Origin of the sequence: Rhodothalassium salexigens DSM 2132, from assembly GCF_004341375.1 — a bacterium.
In the GTDB taxonomy this organism is placed as follows: domain Bacteria; phylum Pseudomonadota; class Alphaproteobacteria; order Sphingomonadales; family Rhodothalassiaceae; genus Rhodothalassium; species Rhodothalassium salexigens.
Genome location: NZ_SLXO01000011.1, coordinates 1 through 19015 on the forward strand (window position 1 = coordinate 1; position 19015 = coordinate 19015).

Annotated in this window: 14 protein-coding genes, 1 tRNA gene and 1 pseudogene; 4 read left to right on the forward strand and 12 right to left on the reverse strand. The window is 67.2% G+C overall.

Features of this window, described 5'->3' with window-relative positions; translation table 11 throughout:
• Positions 1-95: pseudogene (locus EV659_RS12590) on the forward strand (IS5/IS1182 family transposase); the annotation flags it as partial.
• A gap of 225 nt (positions 96-320) precedes the next feature.
• Here the strand turns inward: EV659_RS12590 and EV659_RS12595 are convergent.
• From EV659_RS12595 to EV659_RS12620, 6 genes are all read right to left on the reverse strand, one after another.
• On the reverse strand, positions 321-1418 hold the full coding sequence (locus tag EV659_RS12595; RefSeq protein WP_132709249.1) for a hypothetical protein: 1098 nt from the start codon (positions 1416-1418) through the stop codon (positions 321-323).
• A 107-nt stretch (positions 1419-1525) separates the two neighbouring features.
• Complete coding sequence (locus EV659_RS12600; RefSeq protein ID WP_132709250.1) at positions 1526-1918, reverse strand: gamma-butyrobetaine hydroxylase family protein; 393 nt, start codon at positions 1916-1918, stop codon at positions 1526-1528.
• Between the two features lie 111 nt (positions 1919-2029).
• Positions 2030-2236, reverse strand: coding sequence for a Trm112 family protein (locus EV659_RS15260; RefSeq protein ID WP_200288121.1), 207 nt, complete (start codon positions 2234-2236; stop codon positions 2030-2032).
• Between the two features lie 229 nt (positions 2237-2465).
• Complete coding sequence (locus tag EV659_RS12610) at positions 2466-3110, reverse strand: LON peptidase substrate-binding domain-containing protein (RefSeq protein WP_132709252.1); 645 nt, start codon at positions 3108-3110, stop codon at positions 2466-2468.
• Positions 3111-3124: 14 nt separating this feature from the next.
• Positions 3125-4030: a thioredoxin gene (gene trxA, locus EV659_RS12615; protein ID WP_132709253.1), complete on the reverse strand. Its 906-nt coding sequence runs from the start codon at positions 4028-4030 to the stop codon at positions 3125-3127.
• A 475-nt stretch (positions 4031-4505) separates the two neighbouring features.
• Positions 4506-7565 (reverse strand): TonB-dependent receptor domain-containing protein, encoded by a 3060-nt coding sequence (locus EV659_RS12620; protein WP_165878884.1) that lies wholly within the window; start codon positions 7563-7565, stop codon positions 4506-4508.
• A gap of 863 nt (positions 7566-8428) precedes the next feature.
• Here EV659_RS12620 and EV659_RS12625 point away from each other — a divergent pair.
• The 3 genes from EV659_RS12625 (at position 8429) to EV659_RS12635 (ending at position 11502) form a co-directional block, all read left to right on the forward strand.
• Positions 8429-8503 (forward strand) — tRNA-Gly (locus tag EV659_RS12625).
• 255 nt (positions 8504-8758) lie between these two features.
• Positions 8759-10609, forward strand: coding sequence for a M2 family metallopeptidase (locus EV659_RS12630; RefSeq protein ID WP_132709255.1), 1851 nt, complete (start codon positions 8759-8761; stop codon positions 10607-10609).
• A 143-nt stretch (positions 10610-10752) separates the two neighbouring features.
• Entirely contained in the window at positions 10753-11502 is a 750-nt protein-coding gene (locus EV659_RS12635) for a nitroreductase family protein (protein ID WP_200287562.1), read from the forward strand.
• A 131-nt stretch (positions 11503-11633) separates the two neighbouring features.
• Here the strand turns inward: EV659_RS12635 and EV659_RS12640 are convergent, their stop codons facing one another.
• From EV659_RS12640 to EV659_RS12665, 6 genes are all read right to left on the reverse strand, one after another.
• Positions 11634-12446, reverse strand: a complete 813-nt coding sequence (locus tag EV659_RS12640; protein ID WP_132709256.1) for a class I SAM-dependent methyltransferase — start codon at positions 12444-12446, stop codon at positions 11634-11636.
• 403 nt (positions 12447-12849) lie between these two features.
• The gene (locus tag EV659_RS12645) at positions 12850-13815 is read right to left on the reverse strand and encodes a glutathione S-transferase family protein (protein ID WP_132709257.1); all 966 of its coding nucleotides are present in this window, start codon (positions 13813-13815) and stop codon (positions 12850-12852) included.
• 76 nt (positions 13816-13891) lie between these two features.
• The gene (gene xth, locus EV659_RS12650) at positions 13892-14686 is read right to left on the reverse strand and encodes an exodeoxyribonuclease III (RefSeq protein ID WP_132709258.1); all 795 of its coding nucleotides are present in this window, start codon (positions 14684-14686) and stop codon (positions 13892-13894) included.
• Positions 14687-14732: 46 nt separating this feature from the next.
• Positions 14733-15314: a hypothetical protein gene (locus EV659_RS12655; RefSeq protein WP_132709259.1), complete on the reverse strand. Its 582-nt coding sequence runs from the start codon at positions 15312-15314 to the stop codon at positions 14733-14735.
• A 342-nt stretch (positions 15315-15656) separates the two neighbouring features.
• Positions 15657-16451 carry a LolA family protein gene (locus EV659_RS12660; RefSeq protein ID WP_132709260.1) on the reverse strand — a complete coding sequence of 265 codons (795 nt, stop codon included), beginning with the start codon at positions 16449-16451 and terminating at the stop codon, positions 15657-15659.
• A gap of 88 nt (positions 16452-16539) precedes the next feature.
• Positions 16540-18975, reverse strand: a complete 2436-nt coding sequence (locus tag EV659_RS12665) for an FtsK/SpoIIIE family DNA translocase (RefSeq protein WP_200287560.1) — start codon at positions 18973-18975, stop codon at positions 16540-16542.
• Between the last annotated feature and the right edge of the window lie 40 nt (positions 18976-19015).

Here is a 19015-nt window from a genome sequence, read left to right on the forward strand (position 1 = left end):
CCACGCGCTATGACAAGAAACCCGAGAACTTCCTCGCCGCCGTGAAACTCGCTTCAACGCGGATATGGCTGCGAAATTATGAGTCTACGGCCTAGGTCACATGGGCCGGGACGAGCCGATGGGCAAGGGGGCGGGCCTGACCGCCGCGCCGTCGCAGCGGTCGCTGTGGGCCGGGTCGGTGCAGATTTTCTCTGAAAGATCACCGCTAAGCCATTCGGGAACATCGGTGTTCAGGAAATCGCGTCTGATTGACAGAGGGCCGGAAGAAAAAAGCCCCGGCGCGAACCGGGGCTTTCCGTCCTTTTGTTGTTGGCCGGCGCTCAGCGATAGTCGCGCGGCTGGAGCCCGTGCGGCGGCGCAATGGGCCGCATGGGACGGGGCGTCTGATCCCGGTTCAACAGATCCGGCACCAGGCGTTCGGCAAAACCGGCGGCAGCGGCGATGAACGCCAACTTGTAGACATTCACCATGTCCATGGCGCCATCCCCGCCGGTGGCGCTCAATTGGGTGACGATGCCCGAGCGCAGCAACAGATAGACGATCAGCGCGATGATCACGCCGGCGAACACGCGGAAGCCGCCATAGAGGAAATTGAGCCCGGCGCTGGCGCCCACATCGACGCTGAGCCCGCGCAGGCTGACCGCCACCGAGGCCAGCGCGCCCACCGCGCCCATCATACCGGCGATGGCGAAGCCCGGGTCGAAGCCGGTCGGCGCCAGGTTGAGCATCAGCCCGCCGGCCAACAACACCACGGCGGTGACCAGGAAACACATGCGGAAGTAATAGAGCCGGCCCACATTGCCGACCTTTTGTTCGAGCACCGTGGTCAGATGGCTCATGGTCTCGCGCCCGGCGTCTTCGTCGCCGCTCAGCGCCTGGGCGATGCCACGCGCCATCTCGCGCTCGTAGTAGCTGCGATTGTTGGTCGACCCGCGCCGGCCGTCGCCGCCCGGCAGGCGGCCGATCAGATGGTCGAGGGCAGCCAGTTGCGACCCCAGCTTCAGATAGCGCTCGCGCTGTTCCTCGGCGACCACGGGGTCGTCGGAGAAGTGCGGCGAAACCCCTTGCGGCGTCTTGTAGATCTTGAAGTCGTGGACGGCCCACAGCACGTCCTCGATCGGCCGGTCGCGCTTGTCCTTGCCGCCGGTGCGCACCGCTTTGAGCGGGAACGAGACCGAATAGTCTTCGTCTTCATAGCCCGCCTTGACGGTGGCGGCGGCGCGCTTGCGGGTACCGACCGCGGTTTCGGGTTCGTTGGCCATGGCGCGTTCCTCTTTTCGCTTCGACGCCGCACGGCGCAGGCCGCGCAGCCCCGGCTCGTCGCGGTCGGCTTGCGGCTCGTCATACGGCCCCCCGGAGCCGCCTTCGCCGGGCTCGTCCGGATCGGACGGCGCCCTTTTCCGGGACGTTGTGACCATCCCTTGATCCCCTTTGTATATACGCCGACTTTACATCATAAGTTTCACATTGCAGTATAGCCGCGCTTTCAGGGGATGAAAACAGTCTTTATTTGGTTAATAATGTGTTACGGGCGGTCTTGGGATACCTTCGCCTGATACTCTGCCCAATAGCGGTCCGCATTCTCGCAAAGATCGCGCAAATAGGGCCAACTATAAAGTCCGGTGTCGTGGCCGTCGTCAAAGCTGATCTTGACCGCATAGGTGCCCACCGGGTCGAGCCCGGTGATGGCCACACGCGCCTTGCCGCGCACCAGGGTGCCGCCCTGGCCGGCGTGGCCCTTGACCTCGGCACTTGGCGAATGAACGCGTAGAAACTCGGCCCCGAGGGTGAACCGCGCGCCGTCGGCAAAGCCGATCGCCAAGCGCCGGGTCGTCCGATCATAGGCCAGGTCGACCACCTGGCGGGCGTCCTTGGGGGGGCTGGAAGTGCCGGGCGGGCGGGCGTCGCGGTCGGTCATGATCGGGCCTGGGGGTGATGGGCGGGGACGAAGGCGCGCACGAAGGCGCGTATTGGGTGTGCGTATCGGGGGCGCGAACGGAGGCGGATCGCCGGGCGCGCGCAGCCCCTGCTAGGCGGGGTCGCTCGCCGGCCCGGCGACTGCCGGCGGCGTGTCGTCCAGCCGGCGTGCTTCGTCCACCAGCATGATCGGCACGCCGTCGCGGATCGGAAACGCCAATCCGGCCGCGGCGCTGACCAATTCGGCGCGGCTGGGATCATAGCGCAACACCGACTTGGTGATCGGGCAGACCAGGATTTCGAGCAGCTTCGGGTCCACACCGTGATGGGGAGAGCCAAACCCACCCGCAGCCGGGCGGTCGTCGCCGGTGTCGGCATCGGCGCCGTCGATCTCGGGGGCGGTGGCCTGGGTTTGCGGGTCGGGCGAGGGATAGCGCGGGTCGGACATGGCGAACGCTCTTCTGGCTGGGCGCCCCGTGGCTCACGGCCAATCGGGGCACCGAACGGACATCGGCCGGCGCCCACGCCGCCGGCCGCCCGTCGCGCGATCAGTGCGGGGCGGCCGACGTTGGGTCCGCGGCCATGGTTTCAAACTGCAGCAGCAACATCACCGCCTTGGCCCGGCCGGTCAATGTGGGTTCTTCGAGCAGCGCCTGTTTCTCGGGCGTGTCGAACGGGCACAGCATGGCCAGGGCGCTGACCAGCGTTTCATCGTCGATGCGGTGGAGGGCGTCCCACTCGGCCTCCAGCCCGCGATCGTCGAGATACGCCTTCAACAGCGCCAGCAGCCGCTCGCGGTCCACCGTGCCGTGGGCGGCCGGCGGCTCCAGATCGGACAGGAACGGCGTGAAATCCGCGGAAACCTGGCGATAGAGCGTGGTGCAGGTCAGTTCTTCGACGACCCGGAACCGGCACAGCCCTTCGAGCGCGATCAGCAGGCGCCCGTCGCCGGTCTCCTCGACCCGGTCGAGCCGCCCGGCACAACCGACGTCGAAGACCGGCGGGTCGCCGGGCCCGCCGGCGTCGCGCGGCTGGATCATGCCGATGATGCCGGCACCGGCCTGGGCGTCCCGCACCATGTCCAGGTAGCGCGGCTCGAAGATGTTGAGCGGCATGGTGGCGCGGGGAAACAACACCGCGCCGCTCAGCGGAAAAATGGGAAAGACGGTAGGCAGATCCGCGGTCGATGGCATATCCCTCTCGGCGCTCAGGCAAATAAAAGAGAAGACAGAGCGCGGCGATATTCCAGGGTGAAGCTATCCGTCGGGCCGGCGGCTTCGAACAGGGTGACGAGTTGCTTGCGCGCCGCGTCGTCGTTCCAGGACCGGTCCCGGCGGAGGATCTCCAACAGCTGATCGCCCGCGCCCGCCCGGTCGCCGGCGGCTGCCAAGGCCAAGGCCAAGTCGTAGCGCGCCGCCAGATCGTCCGGGTCCTTCTCGATACGCGCCTTGAGCGCCTGCGGATCGCCGGCGGCGGTCGCCTGCGCGGCAAGGTCCAGGGCGGCCTGGACCTGGGAGAAGGGCGGCTTGGCCCGCTCGGCCTCGGGCACGGCGTCGAGCAGCGCCCGCGCTTCGTCCGGCTGGCCGAGTTTGAGCTGCGCCTGGGCGAGCCCGGCGAGTGCGCGTTTCTCCTCGCCGTCGGCTTGCAGGATCTGGGCGTAGAGCGCGGCGGCGGTTTCGGCGTCGCCGGCGTCGAGCAACTGTGCCGCCTGATCGAGCGCCGCCTCGATCTGGTCGTTGCCGCTGCCCTCGCTCGCGTGGGCGTCGATGATCTGGGTGATCTGGCTTTCCGGCACCGCGCCCTGGAAGCCGTCGACCGGCCGACCGTCCTTGAACACATAGACCGTGGGCAATGATTGGATGCGCAACTGAGCGGCCAGGCCCTGGTTTTGGTCCACATTGATCTTGACCAGCCGGGCCTTGCCGCGCGCCTTGCGCACCGCGGCCTCAAGCGCCGGCGTCAATTGCTTGCACGGCTGGCACCAATCGGCCCAGAAATCGACAAGCACCAGAGCCTCTTGCGAGGCGTCGATCACATCCTGGGCGAAGGCGCGTTCGTCGCTGTCCTTGATCAGCGTCTTGTCGTCGGGTGCGGCGTTGATGATCGGTTCCATGGTCGCGAAGTGATCCTGAATCGGGGCCCTGACGTCTCTGGCTTCGGGGCCTGGGTCTGGGGTCCGCCGGCGCCGCGGTCTCGGCGACCGGCGCCGGCGGGGCGGTGAAACACGACGAAGCGCAGGTCCGGCCGAGCCGCCCGGACCGACGCCCCTGGCGCCGCCGGCACGCCGGCCGGGCGCGCGACAGTCGCCTAAAGGGTGATCGTTGAGCCGGGGCTTTTCAAGCGTCGGCGAGGCGAGCCCCGCCACGCGGGACCATATAGCCGGCCGCACCGGGTCGCCCGCGACGCTCTTGGCCGGATCGGGGTTCGTTTGAACCTGGGGTCGTTTGGGCTGGGTCGGGCGGGCGCCCTTCTGCCCATCAGATCTTTGCCGTGCGGCACCAGACAGGGCCGGGCCTGCCCAGGCCATAAAAAACCGCGACCCCCGGCAGGGGTCGCGGCCATGCGCTTTGGATATCGATCCGCCGGGATCAGTAAGACAGGTTGATCCCGAAGAAGATGTAGCGGTCGATGTCGTAGGACGCGGGGAAGGTGTTGCCGTTGCCCGGCGCATTGCCCGCCGACGTGGAGATCGGCGCATCCTTGCCCAGCAGGTTGTTGGCGCCAAGGCGGAACTCCGCGTATTCGGTCGCCTGCCAACGCACCACCATGTCCAGATAGTTGCGGCTTTCAAGCACCGCATCGATCGGGTTGGCGGTCCCGGCGTTGAGCTCGGTATCGCCGAAGTAGCGCCAGGTGGCGGTCACGTCCACGGCCCAGGGGGTGTTCCAGGTGGCCAGGAACAGGTGCCGGTATTCAGGGTTCGGCACCCCGCAGCCGCCGCGGTAGAAGCCCTGACACTCCACCTCGGGCGTGCCTTCGATGGGCGTGAACGAATTCGACCGCAGCCAGGTGGCGTTATAGTCGAAGTTCAGCGACCCCGAATTGCCGAGCCCGATGCTTTCCAGGTCGAAGCCATACTTCATCGAGAAGTCGACGCCGGTGGTCTTCAACTGGGCGATATTGTCGAGCGGCGTGCGGATGCCCTCGAAATTCGAGTTGTCGAGCCACAAGGTGCCCAGGCTGTCGCGCTGGATCAGGCCACAGAAGCGCTCGTCGCCGGTGGCGATGCAGCTGTCGAGGGTGGTCTGCGCCGGGATCTCGCTGATCGCGTCATTGATGGTGATGTTGAAGTAATCGATCGCGAGCGAGAAGCCGGGCAGGTAGGACGGCGTCCACACCGTGCCGACGGTGAACGTGTCCGACACTTCGGGCTTCAGTTGGGCGTTGCCGCTGGTGACGATATTGTACTGGCCGGCGGGGTTGTCCTCGATGTTGCCGTAGAGCTCGTCGGTCACGCCGGTGCGCGCGCACTGCTCGCGGGTTGCGGCCGGCGCGATCGGGTTGCCGTCGCCGTCGACGCCGCTGGCGCACGGGTCGAACAGCGTGTTGGCGCCAGCCGCCAGGTCCACCAGGTCGGTGTTCTGGGTGGTGAACAGGTTGATCACGTTCGGCGCCCGGATCGCGCGCTGGAACTGGACCCGGAATCGGATGTCGTCCACCGGCGCATAGTTACCACCGACGAAGAAGGTATTGGTGCCGAAGCTGTTCGACGTCGGGTCGCCGGAAATCGGGTCGGCCCCGTTGGTCTCGTATTGCGACCGGCGATAGGCGCCGTTCAGCGACAGCTCGCGGATCAGGAACGCGTCCTGGACCAGCGGGATCTGGGTTTCCATGAACATCTCGACGACTTCCACATTGCCTTCCACGGGCAAGGTGCCGCCGCCGCCGCCGGTCAGGCCCATGCCGCCGACCACTTGCGAGATGTCGTCGGGCGTCCGGCTGAGTTCGTCCTTGCGGTATTCGAGCCCGACCAGCATCGACACGCCGTCCTCGGCGAACGGCGAGGTCATGCCATAGCGGCCGAAATCGCCGCCGATGGTGCCGCCGACCACCCGCTGGTTGGTCTCGCCGATGCTCATGCCGACGCCTTGAATGAAGTCGGTGGCCGCAGCGGTGACCATGCTGTCGCCGTCGGCGGTGCGCCCGAAGATGTTCCACGGCACGCAGCCCTTGTCGGGGTTGCGCTCGGGGTCGCAGACGATCTGGCCATTCTCGCCTTCAACCGCGAACAGCGCCTGCTGCACCCGGTTAAAGTTGAGGTCGTTGCGCATGATGTCCTGGCTCTTCACCCGCGAGAATTGGCCGAACACTTCCCAGTCGAAATTGTCCAGCACGCTGCCGCGCAGGCCGGTGACCACCCGCCAGCTGGTATTGTCGTATTCGGTCTCGCGCGGCTGGCCTTCGACGTTGCGGTGGCTGTTGAAGAACTGGCGGTCCACATTGTCGCGTTCGCCATTCTCATAGGCGTCGATGATGGCGGCGCAGCCGAGTGCGTCGTAGAAGCTCGTGCCCGCGCCGTCAGGGCCGGCGCCGTTTTGCAGCAGCGGGTTGTCGCAGTTGATCTGGAACGCCCGGTTGAACGACGCCGACGGCGCCAGCTGCGCCTTGGTGTTGTTGTTCATGAACGACAGGTCCATGAACGCCGTGACATTGTCGCTCAGGTCGTAGTGACCGCGGGTGTAGATGTTGAAGCGTTCATTGGGGCGTTGGAAGTGGTTGAGCGGCGCATAGTTGTAGGTCTGCTCGGGACCGCCCACCAACGGCACCAGGGTGCCGTCTTCTTCCAGGAACATGGTCCCTTCGTCGGTGTTGAAGCGGCGATAGTTCGACGAGCCGACGCACGCAATGCCCAGGTCGGAGCTGCTGCCGGCGATGCCGCAGGCGCTGATGTCGCGGTCGCCTTGCAGGATCGCGTTCTGGTTCTGATAGGCCACATGGGCGGTGATGTTGCCGCGGCCGTCGGCGCTGTTGGCGCCCATGGTCATGGTCACGAACACGTCGCGTCCGTCCATGGTCGAATCGGGCTGGGGATAGCCGTCGGCCCCGGTCACCGCTTCCATGAACGAATTGTTGTTGCCGGCATGGTGAAAGCCCACCTGGCCGTCCACTTCGATGCCCTCGAAATCGTCCTTGAGCACGAAGTTGACCACGCCCGCGACCGCGTCCGAGCCGTAGATGGCCGAGGCACCGCCGGTGACCACGTCGACCCGTTCGATCAGTTGGGTCGGCACCATGTCGAGATTCGGTGCGGCGGTGGCGTCGGAGCCGAACGGCATGCGCTTGCCGTCGATCAGCGGCAGGGTGCGCACCGCGCCGAGGCCGCGCAGATTGACCGACGACGTGCCCGTGGCGCCATTGCCGGCCGTGCTGGTCTGGTCGCCGAACGACGACGGCAGCACGTTCAGCACCTCTTCGACGCGTACCACGCCGCGGCTGTCGATCTGGCCGGCGCCGATCTGCACCACCGGCACGGGCGAACTGACATTGGTGGTCGCCAGGCGCGACCCGGTAACGACGATCTCTTCGACCTCCATCATGGAGTCTTGTTGATCGTCGACCGCCTGGGCGTGCGCCCCGGCCGTGGCCCCCAACAGCGCAATGGCGGACGTGCCGAACAGCGCCGATCGCTTAAAAAAGCCGTTTGTCATTACTAAGCGTTCCCTCATACGAACTTGTCGGCAGGTATTCGTGTCTCTTGGGCAAATTTTTAATGGCGATGCCGCCGACCTGACATCGCAGTCAGATTGTTGCGAAAAACCCAAGCTACCTGTGTGATTAGATCGGGCCCATCAAACCCTGTAAAGCGATTAGACAGATTAAAGCTGTTGAAAAAAACGAATGTTGCCAAAAGGCCACATTTATGACGGATAGTATCGACCAAAATAAAAAATTCAACTGTGTGTAAATAAACTGTGGGATCGTTTTCTATAATATTGCATGTTATGTGCCAAAAAATTTTCTGGCTAAGAAGTGACAAGAGCTGGATTTAGCAAAATATTTCATATTTACTCCAATTTTGGAGTGCAGCTTAATCGTTGGTGAGGAGCCGGCGCGGATCGGTGACAGCTAGAGCGCCTCGGCGCTGTGCACTCCAGGCTTGGGCCTTCGAGGCGGGCCTGGGTGCCGCGCCCGGGGTCTTGCGGTTAACGTCCGGCGCGATAGGCGGCGGGGCAACCTATAGACGCGGGGGTGGAGGGGTAAGTGCGGTCCGCCAGGCCGGGGCTTTGGGGGCGGGTAGCGGCATGGGGAAGCTGTCGCCGACCAGTCGCGCCTTCGCTGGGCCCATGATAGGCGCACCGAGACCAAGATGGCCGGCCAGCCCTTGTCAGCTGCCGCGGACCGTCGCCGCCAACCACCGCCGCTCGAAACCTGATCCAGACAGAGGTGCGCCTTCGCTGGGCTGATTGATCGATCCGGGCGTTTGGGCGATCGCCAAAAAAAGGGCTTGCATCGGCCCCATTGCCTTGTCTATAGACTGCCGCACCGATCGGGACGCTCCGGTCGGTCCGGTGCGGGCGTAGCTCAGGGGTAGAGCATCACCTTGCCAAGGTGAGGGTCGTGAGTTCGAATCTCATCGCCCGCTCCATTTTTCTGATAAAAGACATTCAATGAACGCTGTAAGCCTTGTTGCTTTCGACTTTTTAGTCGAAGGACAGGGCTTGTTCCGTTTTCGTGGCCCTGTTCCATCAGGCCGGATTGCAGGCTAGTATCGAAGCCGCCAAACGCCCTTGCAGGCGTGACCATGTCTCTTCCAGTCGGCTAAACCGCTCGGTCGATTGACAAGGCCGATCCCCGGCGTTCCTATGACGCGCGTAAAACCAGTGTTTACGGGAAGCCAATCATGTCATCGATCACCAAGCGCGCCGGCCAACTGGCCGGTGCCGTCTCCGCGCTGGCCCTGTTGGCCGCGTGCGACCCCCAGACCCCGGCCGCGCCGGCGGGCGACGCCGGCCAGACCGCCGCCGAAACCGCGCAACCCACCGCCGAGGACGCGCGCGCCTTCGTCGAACGCGCGGGCCAGAAGCTCGCCGCAGTGTCGGAAGAAGCCAGCCGGGTGTTCTGGATCAACGCCAATTTCATCACCTATGACAGCAACTGGCTGGCCGCCAAGCAGTCCGAGCGGCTGACCAAGCTGGGCGTCGACCTGGCCCAGGAAGCGCGCCGTTTCGACGGCGTCGAGGGGCTCGATGCCGACACCCGGCGCAAGCTGATGCTGTTGAAGGAATCGCTGACCCTGCCGGCGCCGGCGGGCGACGACGAAGCGGCCGCCGAACTGGCCCGCATCACCACCGAGTTGCAGTCCATGTACGGCACCGGCGAGGTGGACGGCAAATCGCTGGGCGAACTGTCGGAAACCATGGCCAGCTCGCGCGACTATGACGAATTGCTGGCCACCTGGGTCGGCTGGCGCGACGTCGCCAAGCCGATGAAGGACATGTACGCCGCCATGGTCGACATCGCCAACCAGGGCGCTGGCGACCTGGGCTATGACGACACCGGCGTGCTGTGGCGGTCCAAGTACGACATGGACCCCGACGCCTTCGCCGCCGACGTGGATCGGCTGTGGGGCGAGGTCAAGCCGCTGTACGAATCGCTGCACTGCCATGTGCGCGCCAAGCTCGGCGAACAGTATGGCACCGACAAGGTGCCCCAGGACGGCCCGATCCCGGCACACCTGCTGGGCAATATGTGGGCGCAGCAATGGGGCGAGATCTTCGACCTGGTGGCCGAGGGCGACGCCGACCCGGGCTATGACCTGACCCAGCTGCTCAAGGACGCCGACTACGACCATATGAAGATGGTCGAAACCGCCGATAACTTCTTCACCTCGGTGGGCTTCGAGCCGCTGCCGGAGACCTTCTACGAGCGCTCGCTGTTCCTCAAGCCCGAAGACCGTGACGTGGTCTGCCATGCCTCGGCCTGGAACCTCGACGACCAGGACGACATCCGCATCAAGATGTGCATCAAGCCGACGGCGGATGACTTCAAGACCATCCACCACGAAATCGGCCACAACATCTATCAGCGCGCCTATAAGATCCAGCCGCCGCTCTACCGCGGCGACCCCAATGACGGCTTCCACGAGGCCATCGGCGACATGATCGCGCTGTCGATCACGCCCGACTATCTCAAGCAGATCGGCCTGCTGGACCAGGTGCCGTCGGAAGACAAGGATATCGGCCTGTTGATGGCCCAGGCGCTCGACAAGGTGGCGTTCCTGCCCTTCGGCCTGCTGGTGGACAAATGGCGCTGGCAGGTGTTTTCGGGCGAATTGACCCCGGACGACTATAACGAGGGCTGGTGGAAGCTGCGCGAACAGTATCAGGGCGTGACCGCGCCGGTCGACCGCGCCGCCGACGCCTTCGACCCCGGCGCCAAGTACCATGTGCCCGGCAACACGCCTTACATGCGCTATTTCCTGGCCCACATCTTCCAGTTCCAGTTCCACCGCGCCGCCTGCGAGATGGCCGGCTGGGACGGGCCGCTGCACCGTTGCTCAATCTACGGCAACAAGGAAGTGGGCGAGAAGTTCAACGCCATGCTGGAAATGGGCGCGTCCAAGACCTGGCAGGAAGCGCTGGAAGCGTTCACCGGTCAGACCGAGGCCGACGCCACCGCCATCCAGGCCTATTTCAAGCCGTTGAAGGACTGGCTGGACGAACAGAACCAAGGCCGCTCCTGCGGCTGGTAAGGTCGCCGGCAGGGCAACCTGCGGACGCGGTCGGGGCCTGGTGCCCCGGCCGCTTTTTTTTCGCCCGGCGCGGGCTTTCCAAAAGCGGCAAGCTTGGGCTATGTGGACCATAGCCGTCTTGTTTCCACCCGATGAGGTTTGCCATGGCCGCGCCCGACACCGCCCCGACGCCCAATGCGCCCCCGCCGCTGACGACGACGCCGACGCCGCCGACCGAGGTCGACGCGACCGACCCGGCGCCGGCACCCGGTGCGCGTCTCGATGAGCTGCTGGCCGGCCTGCCCGAGCCGGCCAAGGGCTGCGCCCTGGACGCCACCCGGCCCAGCGCCGAGACGCTGGCGCTCCTGGCCCGGCGCCGGTCCACCAAGGTCAAGGACGGCATGACCGGCCCGGCGCCCGAGGGGGCGGCCCTCGCCGGCCTGCTGCGCCTGGCCGCCCGGGTGCCCGACCACCGCCAGGTGGTGCCGTTCCGCTTCGTCACCATCGACGGGCCGGCGCGCGGCCGGCTGGGTCGGGTCGCCGCCGACGCCCTGGCGGCCGACGGCGAGACCAGCGAGGCCAAGCTGGCGCTGGAGCGCGGCCGGTTCGAGCGCGCGCCGCTGGTGGTCGCGGTGGTCGCGTGCCCCGATGTGAATCACAAGACGCCCGAATGGGAACAGATGCTGAGCGTCGGCGCGGTCTGCCAGACGCTGATGATCGCCGCCCACGCCGCGGGCTATGGGGCGCAATGGCTGACCGAGTGGGTGGCCTATGACGACCGGGTGCGGGCGGCCCTGGGGCTGGCGCCGGGCGAGCGCGTGGCCGGCTTCATTTATCTGGGCCAAGCGGTGGGCGAGCCCGCCGAGCGGGCCCGGCCGGACATGGCCGCGCTGGTCACCGCCTGCCCGGTCTGAACCGCCAGGAAGCGCCCGGAGCGCCCGCGCCAACCGGGGCGCGGGCGTTGAACGGGTCCTGTGCCAGTACTGGGCCAGCACTGGACCAACACTGGGCGGACGCTGGGCGGGCCCGGCGACCGCCCGAGGCTTCAGCCCTTTGGCTTGACGAATTTAAGCGTCATGCGGTCGGATTCGCCGATCGCCAGATAGGTGTCGCGGTTTTCCTCGCCCAGGGTCAGCACCGGCGGCAACGCCCAAACGCCCGGCGGGTGGTCCTTGGGGTCCTTCGGGTTGGCGTTGATTTCGCTCTTCTCGGCCAATTCGAAGCCCGCCGCCGTGACCCACTCGATCACGTCGCTTTCCTTCAGATAGCCGCGCCGGTCGGCGGGCGTGTTTTGGGACGCCGGGTCCTCGCGGTGCTGAACGATGCCGAGCACGCCGCCGGGTTTGAGGATGCGGAAATACTCGGCGAGCATCGGTTCGAGCGTGCCGGCATAGACCATGCCGTGGGTGGCGCGGATGACCAGCGCGGTATCCACCGAGGCGTCGGGGATCATCGGCTCCGGCCCGCCAAGCGTCGCCGCCTCGGCCCGTTCGCCGAACATCGGCCGGTCGGTGTCGAAGTCATCGACGAACCGGGCACGGCCGGGGCGATAGGGATGGTCCTCGGGCAGCAGGCTCGGATGCTCGTTCACGGCGATATAGTGGCCGTCCTCGGCCAACAGCGCGCCCAGGATTTCCGTATACCAACCCGGCAGTTGTTCGGTGACCGTCTGGTCGGGCTTCAGGCCGAAGAAGCGCAGCGTTTCCACCGGGTGGCGGTAAACGTCGCGAGCCGCTTGCGCGTCGCTGCGGTGTGGGTTGGCCTGGACTGCGGCGACGATCGGGTCGCCAGACGGATCGGCGGACGCGGCCTCGGTATCGGCTTCAGGTGCAGGCGCGGCGGCGTTCGACGCTGGCATAGGCGCCTCAGCGGTCGTCGTCGCGCTGCCGGTCTCGGTGCTATCCGTGGACGGGTCAGCAGGCGTTTCGGGCGACCCGCCGTCGCATGCCGCCAGGGCCAGCACGGCGGCTCCGGCCAGCCAGGCCCGCGCCCTCAGATGTCTGCGCATTGTCCTCTCCCCTTGCTATGGTCGAATGGATCGGCACTGTAGCAGGCGCCGGAAACGGGCGTCGAGTTGTCTCCCGCTTGCCGCAACGGCGCCGGTCAGGACGCTGTCTGTAGGGGTTGGTTCGACCTTGCGGCCCGGTTCCGGGGTGGGTTTCGGCTTGTGCGGGGCCGATGACGGATCTCTCGCAGCGATGGTGTCAGCCCTCGTCGCGCCCACGGAACAAGGGCGATGCCGCCCGACCCCCTGGGTTGGATCAAGCGGCCTTGAGATGATCGCGGTCGTGGGGCGCGGTGAAGTCCAGAACCGGGCCGCCGGGGACGATTCCGGTCGGGTTGATGCCGGTCTGGCTCACATAATAAAACCGCTTTATGTGCGTCATCACCACCGTCTCGGCGACGCCCGGCCATTGATAGAGCTCGCGCAGATACCCCGCCAGATTGGCATAATCGGCGATGCGGCGCAGGTTGCACTTGAAGTGGCCCACATAGACCGCATCGAAACGCACCAGCGTGGTGAACAGCCGCCAGTCGCTCTCGGTGATCCGATCGCCCAGCAGATAGCGCCGGCTGGCGAGCAGCGCATCCAACGCGTCGAGGGCGGCGAACAGGCGCTCGAACGCAGCGTCGTAGGCGTCCTGGGTCTTGGCCTGGCCCACCTTGTAGACGCCGCTGTTCACGTCGCCATGCAGCCGCTCGTTCATGGCGTCGATCTCGGCGGCTAAATCGGCGGGGTAGAAGTCCAGATCCGGCCGCTCGGCCACGGCGTTGAAATCGTTGTTCAGCATCCGCATCACGTCGGCGGACTCGTTGCTGACGATGGTGCCGGCCTCGTTGTCCCACAACACCGGCACCGTGACCCGGCCGGTGTAATCGGGCATGGCGGCGGTGTAGACTTGGTGCAGCCGGTCGAAGCCGTGGACCGCGTCGACGGTGGCGCCATCGTCGGTCGGCTCGAAACGCCAGCCGTGATTGTCCAGATGCCAGTGCACCACCGACACCGGGATCGCCGCTTGCAGCCCCTTGAGCGCGCGCATCACCAGCGCGCGGTGTGCCCACGGGCAGGAATAGGCCACATAGAGATGGTAGCGCCCGGCCGCCGGCGGCTGCGCGTCGCCGCCGACGCGGCCGTCAAACCGGCTCGCCGGCCGGCGGAACGATCCGTCCGGGGCGATCAGGTCGCTATTGTCCTCGTGCCACACGCCATCGATCAGCAGTCCCATGGGCTTTACTCCTTCGTCACCAAAACCTCAGTCCCAGAGATAGGCACGCCGCCCCGGCCTGTCTGCCCCCGGCCGACTAGAGATCGTCGAAATCGGCCAGCACCGGCGCATGGTCGCTGGGCCGTGGCCAGTCGCGCACGTCGTCGAGCACGCGCATGGTGCGAAACCGCGCCATCAACGGCCGGCTGACCCAGATATGGTCAAGCCGCCGGCCGCGATTGGATGCCCGCCAGTCGCGCGCCCGATAGGACCACCAGGTGAACAGCTTATGCTCCGCCGGCACCGCCGCGCGCATGGCGTCGACCCAGTCATGGGCGGCCATGACCGCGTCGAGGCGCGCGCGCTCGGGCGGCGTGTGGCTGATCACGTTGCGCAACTGCTTGTGCGACCAGACATCGGTTTCGAGCGGCGCCACGTTCAGGTCGCCGACCATCACCACCGGCCGGTCGAGCGTTTCGGCCCAGGCGCGCATCTCGTCGAGAAAGGCCAGCTTGTGGGCGAAGCGCGGGTTGGTCTCGGGGTCCGGCTCGTCGCCGCCCGCCGGCACATAGAAGCAATGCACCTCGACCCCGCTTTCCAGGCGCACGGCGATGTGGCGCGCGTCGCCCTTGCCGCACCAGTCGAGGCTGTAGCTGTGGACCACCGGCACCCGGGCGAGGATCGCCACGCCGTGGTGCATGCGCTGGCCGCGCGGGCAGACATGGCGATAGCCCGCCGCGCGCATCGCCTTGTGGGGGAAGCCGTTGTCGTCGACCTTGGTTTCCTGAAGGCACAGGATGTGCGGGCGCTGTTCGTGGCTCAGCCGGGCCACCTGTTCCAATCGGGCGCGCACCGAGTTGACGTTCCAGGTGATCAGGCGGAAGGCGCCCATGGGCCGGTCTCCGGGGCTGTTGGGGGCGTAGCGGCGGCGGGGGGGATCAGAAGATGTTGAAGCTGGCACCGACGATGCCGACCGGCCAGCGGCCGTGTTCGTAGAGCGAGAATTTGAGCGAGAACGGGTGCTCGGCGCCCTGGCCCGCGGCCAGCACCAGGGCCGCCTGGTGGCACGCCTGGACAGCGCCGCCGCTGGCCGCGCGCAGGAAGTCCTCGTCATGGATGCCGAGCAGCGCGGCGGTGGTCTCGGCGGCGTCGCGCACCGGTTCGGCGGCCAGTTCGGCGATGCCGGTCATCACCAGTTCGAGCACCCGGGGCTCCACCTCGGCCTCGGCGGCCAGCGCCAGGTCGCGGCGCAACTGCGCCTCGGCTTCCCAGGCCGGCGTGTTGAGGTCCAGCGTCTCAGCAGCAGCAGCGGCGTCCTGCCAGTCTTCGAGGATCGCCGGTTCGGCGTCGGGAAAGCCCAGGGCGGCGGCATAGGTGCGCGCCTCGTCCAGCGCCACCGGGTCGAGCGGCTGGCCGACCCGGGCGAACCAGTCGGTGTTCGGGATCAGACGGGCGAACCGGCGCACCCCGGCCAGGGTCGGATAGGTCTCGAACAGAGCGTCATGATCGTCGAAATCCATCTGTTCATGCGCCTCCCGGCACGCCGCGTAGAAACTCACAGAAAGGAGCCCGGTCGCGGGGGGACGACCGGGCTCCGAGCGCCCAAGGCGCTCACGGTGACGCCGGATGGAAGGGGGCTCGATCCGGTAAAGGGGGCTCGTCACCGTTCGCAAAGACAGATGTTCCTGGTTCCTGTCGAATTCAAGACAGGACCGCGCGAAAAAGCACCGGCAGCGGCCCGTAAAACCGGGCGCGCGCGCATCTCGCGTGACCGGCGCCAGGACGCACCAGGACGCGCCAGGCGCGGCGTGCGGCGCACCAGTCCCGCCCACCGTGTCCCCTCGCGCCTCAGAGCTCGCGCGTCAGCGCCCGCGCCGGCGGCGGTTGGCGGGCAGGCCGCGCGGGTCGTCGAAGGTCCAGGTGCTGTCGGCGAAGGTCTGGCCCAAGGTCACGTCGGACAGGCTGACCCGGGTCACATAGCCCTGGGCGTCGACCACCTCCCAGCCGAGCAGCCGCACGCCCGTCTGGGCCTCACGCACGAAGGTCAGTTCCACCGTGCCCGGTATGTCGCCGTCGGGGTTACGGGCTTCGAGCACCCAATAGCCGGCGAGCGCGCCGGGATTGAACGCGAGGTCCAGGCCCGTGGCCGCGGGGTCGTCCAGGTCAATCCGGTCGCGCACCAGCAGCCCGAGCGGCGTTTCGTCGATCGGCCAGCGGGTGACCTGGCCCACCTCATAGTCGATGAAGGTCAGCGTGGCGCCGTCCGAGACCAACAGCAGCGGTGTCTCGTCGTCATAGTCGAAGCGCAGCCGGCCGGGTCGGTCGATTTTCAGCACCCCGTGCGCCATGCCGCCGTCGGGGCCGATCTGGACGAAATCGGCGCGCAGCGTGTCGATACCGTTGAGATAGTCCTCGATGGCTTGGCGCGCGGCGTCTTGGCCGCCGGGCGCCGGCGTCACCGTCTCAGCTTCAAGCGGCGGCAGACCCGGCTCGGCGGTGTCGCTGGACGCGGGTGCGCCGGCGCCTTCCTGGGCCGCCGCGCCGCCCATTGGCAGGCCCATGAGCGCAGCCAGCAGCGCCCCGGTTAAGGCCCTGGTCAGGGCCTTGGGGCGAACCGGGCGGCGGCGCGGCCACGGCGGGGCATTTCGGTCGGTCATGGCGTCGATCCTCATTGGTCGCAGCGGCGATGCCGGCCTCGTCGGCAGCCCGGTCTGGGCTTGGGGGGGCGGTTGCGGGCGTCGCCGTCTACTGGCCCTCGCCCGGCGGGATCACCTCGCGCTTACCGGCATGGTTGGGCGCGGTGATGACCCCCTCGCGCTCCATCTCGTCGATCAGGGTGGCGGCGCGGTTATAGCCGATGCGCAACTGCCTCTGGATATAGCTGGTGGACACGCGGCGGTCGCGCAAGACGATGGCCACCGCGCGGTCATAGAGTTCGTTGTCGCTGTCGCCGCCTCCGCCGCCATTGCCCGTGCCGCCGCCGGGGCCGGGGATAAAGGGCGAATCGAAGCCTTCCTCGGGCTCCTCGGTCACCTCTTCGATGTAGGAGGGCGGCGCCTGTTTGCGCAGATAGTCGGCCACCGCCTCGACCTCCTGGTCGGAGACGAACGCGCCGTGAACCCGGGTGATCCGCCCGCCGCCGGCCATGAACAGCGAATCGCCCTTGCCCAGCAGCTGTTCAGCACCTTGTTCGCCCAAGATCGTCCGGCTGTCGATCTTGGACGTCACCTGATAGCTCAGCCGGGTCGGGAAGTTGGCCTTGATGGTGCCGGTGATCACGTCGACCGACGGGCGCTGGGTGGCCATGATCACGTGCAGACCGGCGGCGCGCGCCATCTGCGCCAGACGCTGCACCGTCGCCTCCACCTCCTTGCCGGCGACCAGCATCAAGTCGGCCATCTCGTCGATCACGATGACGATATGGGGGTAGGGCGTGACGTCGAATTCCTGTTCCTCGTAGACCGGCTGGTGGGTTTCCTTGTCGAAACCGGTCTGCACCTGGCGGGTCAGCGGCTGGCCGGCGGCCTGGGCTTCGCGCACCCGCTTGTTGAAGCCGTTGATGTTGCGCACGCCGAGCTTGGACATGGCGCGGTAGCGCTCCTCCATCTCGCGCACCGCCCATTTGAGCGCCACCACCGCCTTCTTGGGGTCGGTGACCACCGGCGTCAGCAGGTTCGGGATGTCGTCATAGACGCTGAGTTCCAGCATCTTCGGGTCGACCAGGATGAACTTGCACTGCTCGGGCGGCAGCCGATAGAGCAGCGACAGGATCATCGCGTTGACGCCCACCGACTTGCCCGAGCCGGTGGTGCCGGCGACCAGCAGGTGCGGCATGGTCGCCAGGTCGGCGATGATCGGGCTGCCGCCGATGTCCTTGCCGATGACCACCGGCAGGGCGGCGTTCGACCGCTCGAACGCGCGCGATTCGAGCAATTCGCGCAGCACCACGGTCTGCCGGTCGGCGTTGGGCAGTTCGATGCCGATGGCATTCGCGCCCGGGATCACCGCCACACGCGCCGAAATCGCGCTCATCGACCGGGCGATGTCGTCGGCCAGGCCGATCACCCGGGCCGACTTGGTGCCCGGCGCCGGGCGCAGTTCGTAAAGCGTCACCACCGGGCCGGGGCGGACGTTGAGGATCTCGCCCTTGATGCCGAAATCGGCCAGGACGGTTTCCAGCAGCCGGGCGTTTTCCTCCAGCGCGTCGGCGCCGAGCGCGGTGTTGCCGGCCGCGGCGTCGGCCTTGGACAGGATGCCGAGGCCAGGCAGGCGGAAGCCGCCATGCTCGGTCCCGAACACCTGCCCCTGGGGCGCCGGGTCGACCCGGCGGCCGGGCTTGGCCGGTGCCTCGACGGTCTTGCGGCCTCGCGGCTTAGTCGGCGGGTCGGCCTCGTCCGACGGTGAGCGGTTGGTCTTGCGCGGCCGCGCGACCGGCACGGTCTCGGCCGCCGCGGCGTCGGTCGCCGGCGTGTCGGGGGCGGGCTGGACGTCCGACGCTTCGGCCCGGCGTCCCAGGCGCAAACTGGGGAGCGAGGGCAGCGAAGGCAGAGCCGGTGGGCGCGGCATCTCGGCGCCGCGCAGCGTCGTCCACAGTCGCACCGCCGCACCGCGCCACTCGTGCCAGGGGATCCCGAGCGTCGCGGGTAAGGCGCTGGCCAATAACAGCGCCAGGACCAACCGTTCGATCCAACGCGGCGGCGCCGCCCCAAGCGCCGCCCAACCGTCGGCGATCAGCGACAGCCCGAGCGCCCCCAAGCCGCCGCCGAGCCCGCCGCTGGGCCCGGCGACCGTGGCGGCCAGCAAGGCGGCGAACAAGGTTGCCGCCGGCACGATCAACAGATGGGTCCAAAACGCCGGGATGCCCCGCAGCAGGATCAGCCGCAGCCCCCAGACCAGGGGCGGCAACAACAGGGCCGCTGTGCCAATACCCAGCGTTTCGACCAGAAAGTCGGCGGCATAGGCGCCCGGCAGGCCGAGCCAGTTGGCGACCGGGCGGCTGCTGGCGCTGAGTGGCGAGGGGTCGGTGGCGTCATAGCTGATCAGCGCCAGCGCCAGGGCCGCGACCGCCAGCACCAGGGCCGCACCCACCGCCCGCACCGCCAGACGGCGCAACAGCCGGCTCAACGCCTGGGGCAGCAGTCTCGGTCGGCGGCCGAACGATTTGGAATGCACAACGGACACGGGGTGATGGGTCCTTTCCGTGGGGCCTTCCGGGTATACA

What these genes read in the sequence shown, in the direction of transcription:
- EV659_RS12595 (WP_132709249.1), bottom strand. Translation starts at nt 1,418, where the DNA reads ATGGTCACAACGTCCCGGAAAAGGGCGCCGTCCGATCCGGACGAGCCC.
- EV659_RS12600 (WP_132709250.1), bottom strand. Translation starts at nt 1,918, where the DNA reads ATGACCGACCGCGACGCCCGCCCGCCCGGCACTTCCAGCCCCCCCAAG.
- EV659_RS12610 (WP_132709252.1), bottom strand. Translation starts at nt 3,110, where the DNA reads ATGCCATCGACCGCGGATCTGCCTACCGTCTTTCCCATTTTTCCGCTG.
- trxA (WP_132709253.1), bottom strand. Translation starts at nt 4,030, where the DNA reads ATGGAACCGATCATCAACGCCGCACCCGACGACAAGACGCTGATCAAG.
- EV659_RS12620 (WP_165878884.1), bottom strand. Translation starts at nt 7,565, where the DNA reads ATGACAAACGGCTTTTTTAAGCGATCGGCGCTGTTCGGCACGTCCGCC.
- EV659_RS12630 (WP_132709255.1), top strand. Translation starts at nt 8,759, where the DNA reads ATGTCATCGATCACCAAGCGCGCCGGCCAACTGGCCGGTGCCGTCTCC.
- EV659_RS12635 (WP_200287562.1), top strand. Translation starts at nt 10,753, where the DNA reads ATGGCCGCGCCCGACACCGCCCCGACGCCCAATGCGCCCCCGCCGCTG.
- EV659_RS12640 (WP_132709256.1), bottom strand. Translation starts at nt 12,446, where the DNA reads ATGCCAGCGTCGAACGCCGCCGCGCCTGCACCTGAAGCCGATACCGAG.
- EV659_RS12645 (WP_132709257.1), bottom strand. Translation starts at nt 13,815, where the DNA reads ATGGGACTGCTGATCGATGGCGTGTGGCACGAGGACAATAGCGACCTG.
- xth (WP_132709258.1), bottom strand. Translation starts at nt 14,686, where the DNA reads ATGGGCGCCTTCCGCCTGATCACCTGGAACGTCAACTCGGTGCGCGCC.
- EV659_RS12655 (WP_132709259.1), bottom strand. Translation starts at nt 15,314, where the DNA reads ATGGATTTCGACGATCATGACGCTCTGTTCGAGACCTATCCGACCCTG.
- EV659_RS12660 (WP_132709260.1), bottom strand. Translation starts at nt 16,451, where the DNA reads ATGACCGACCGAAATGCCCCGCCGTGGCCGCGCCGCCGCCCGGTTCGC.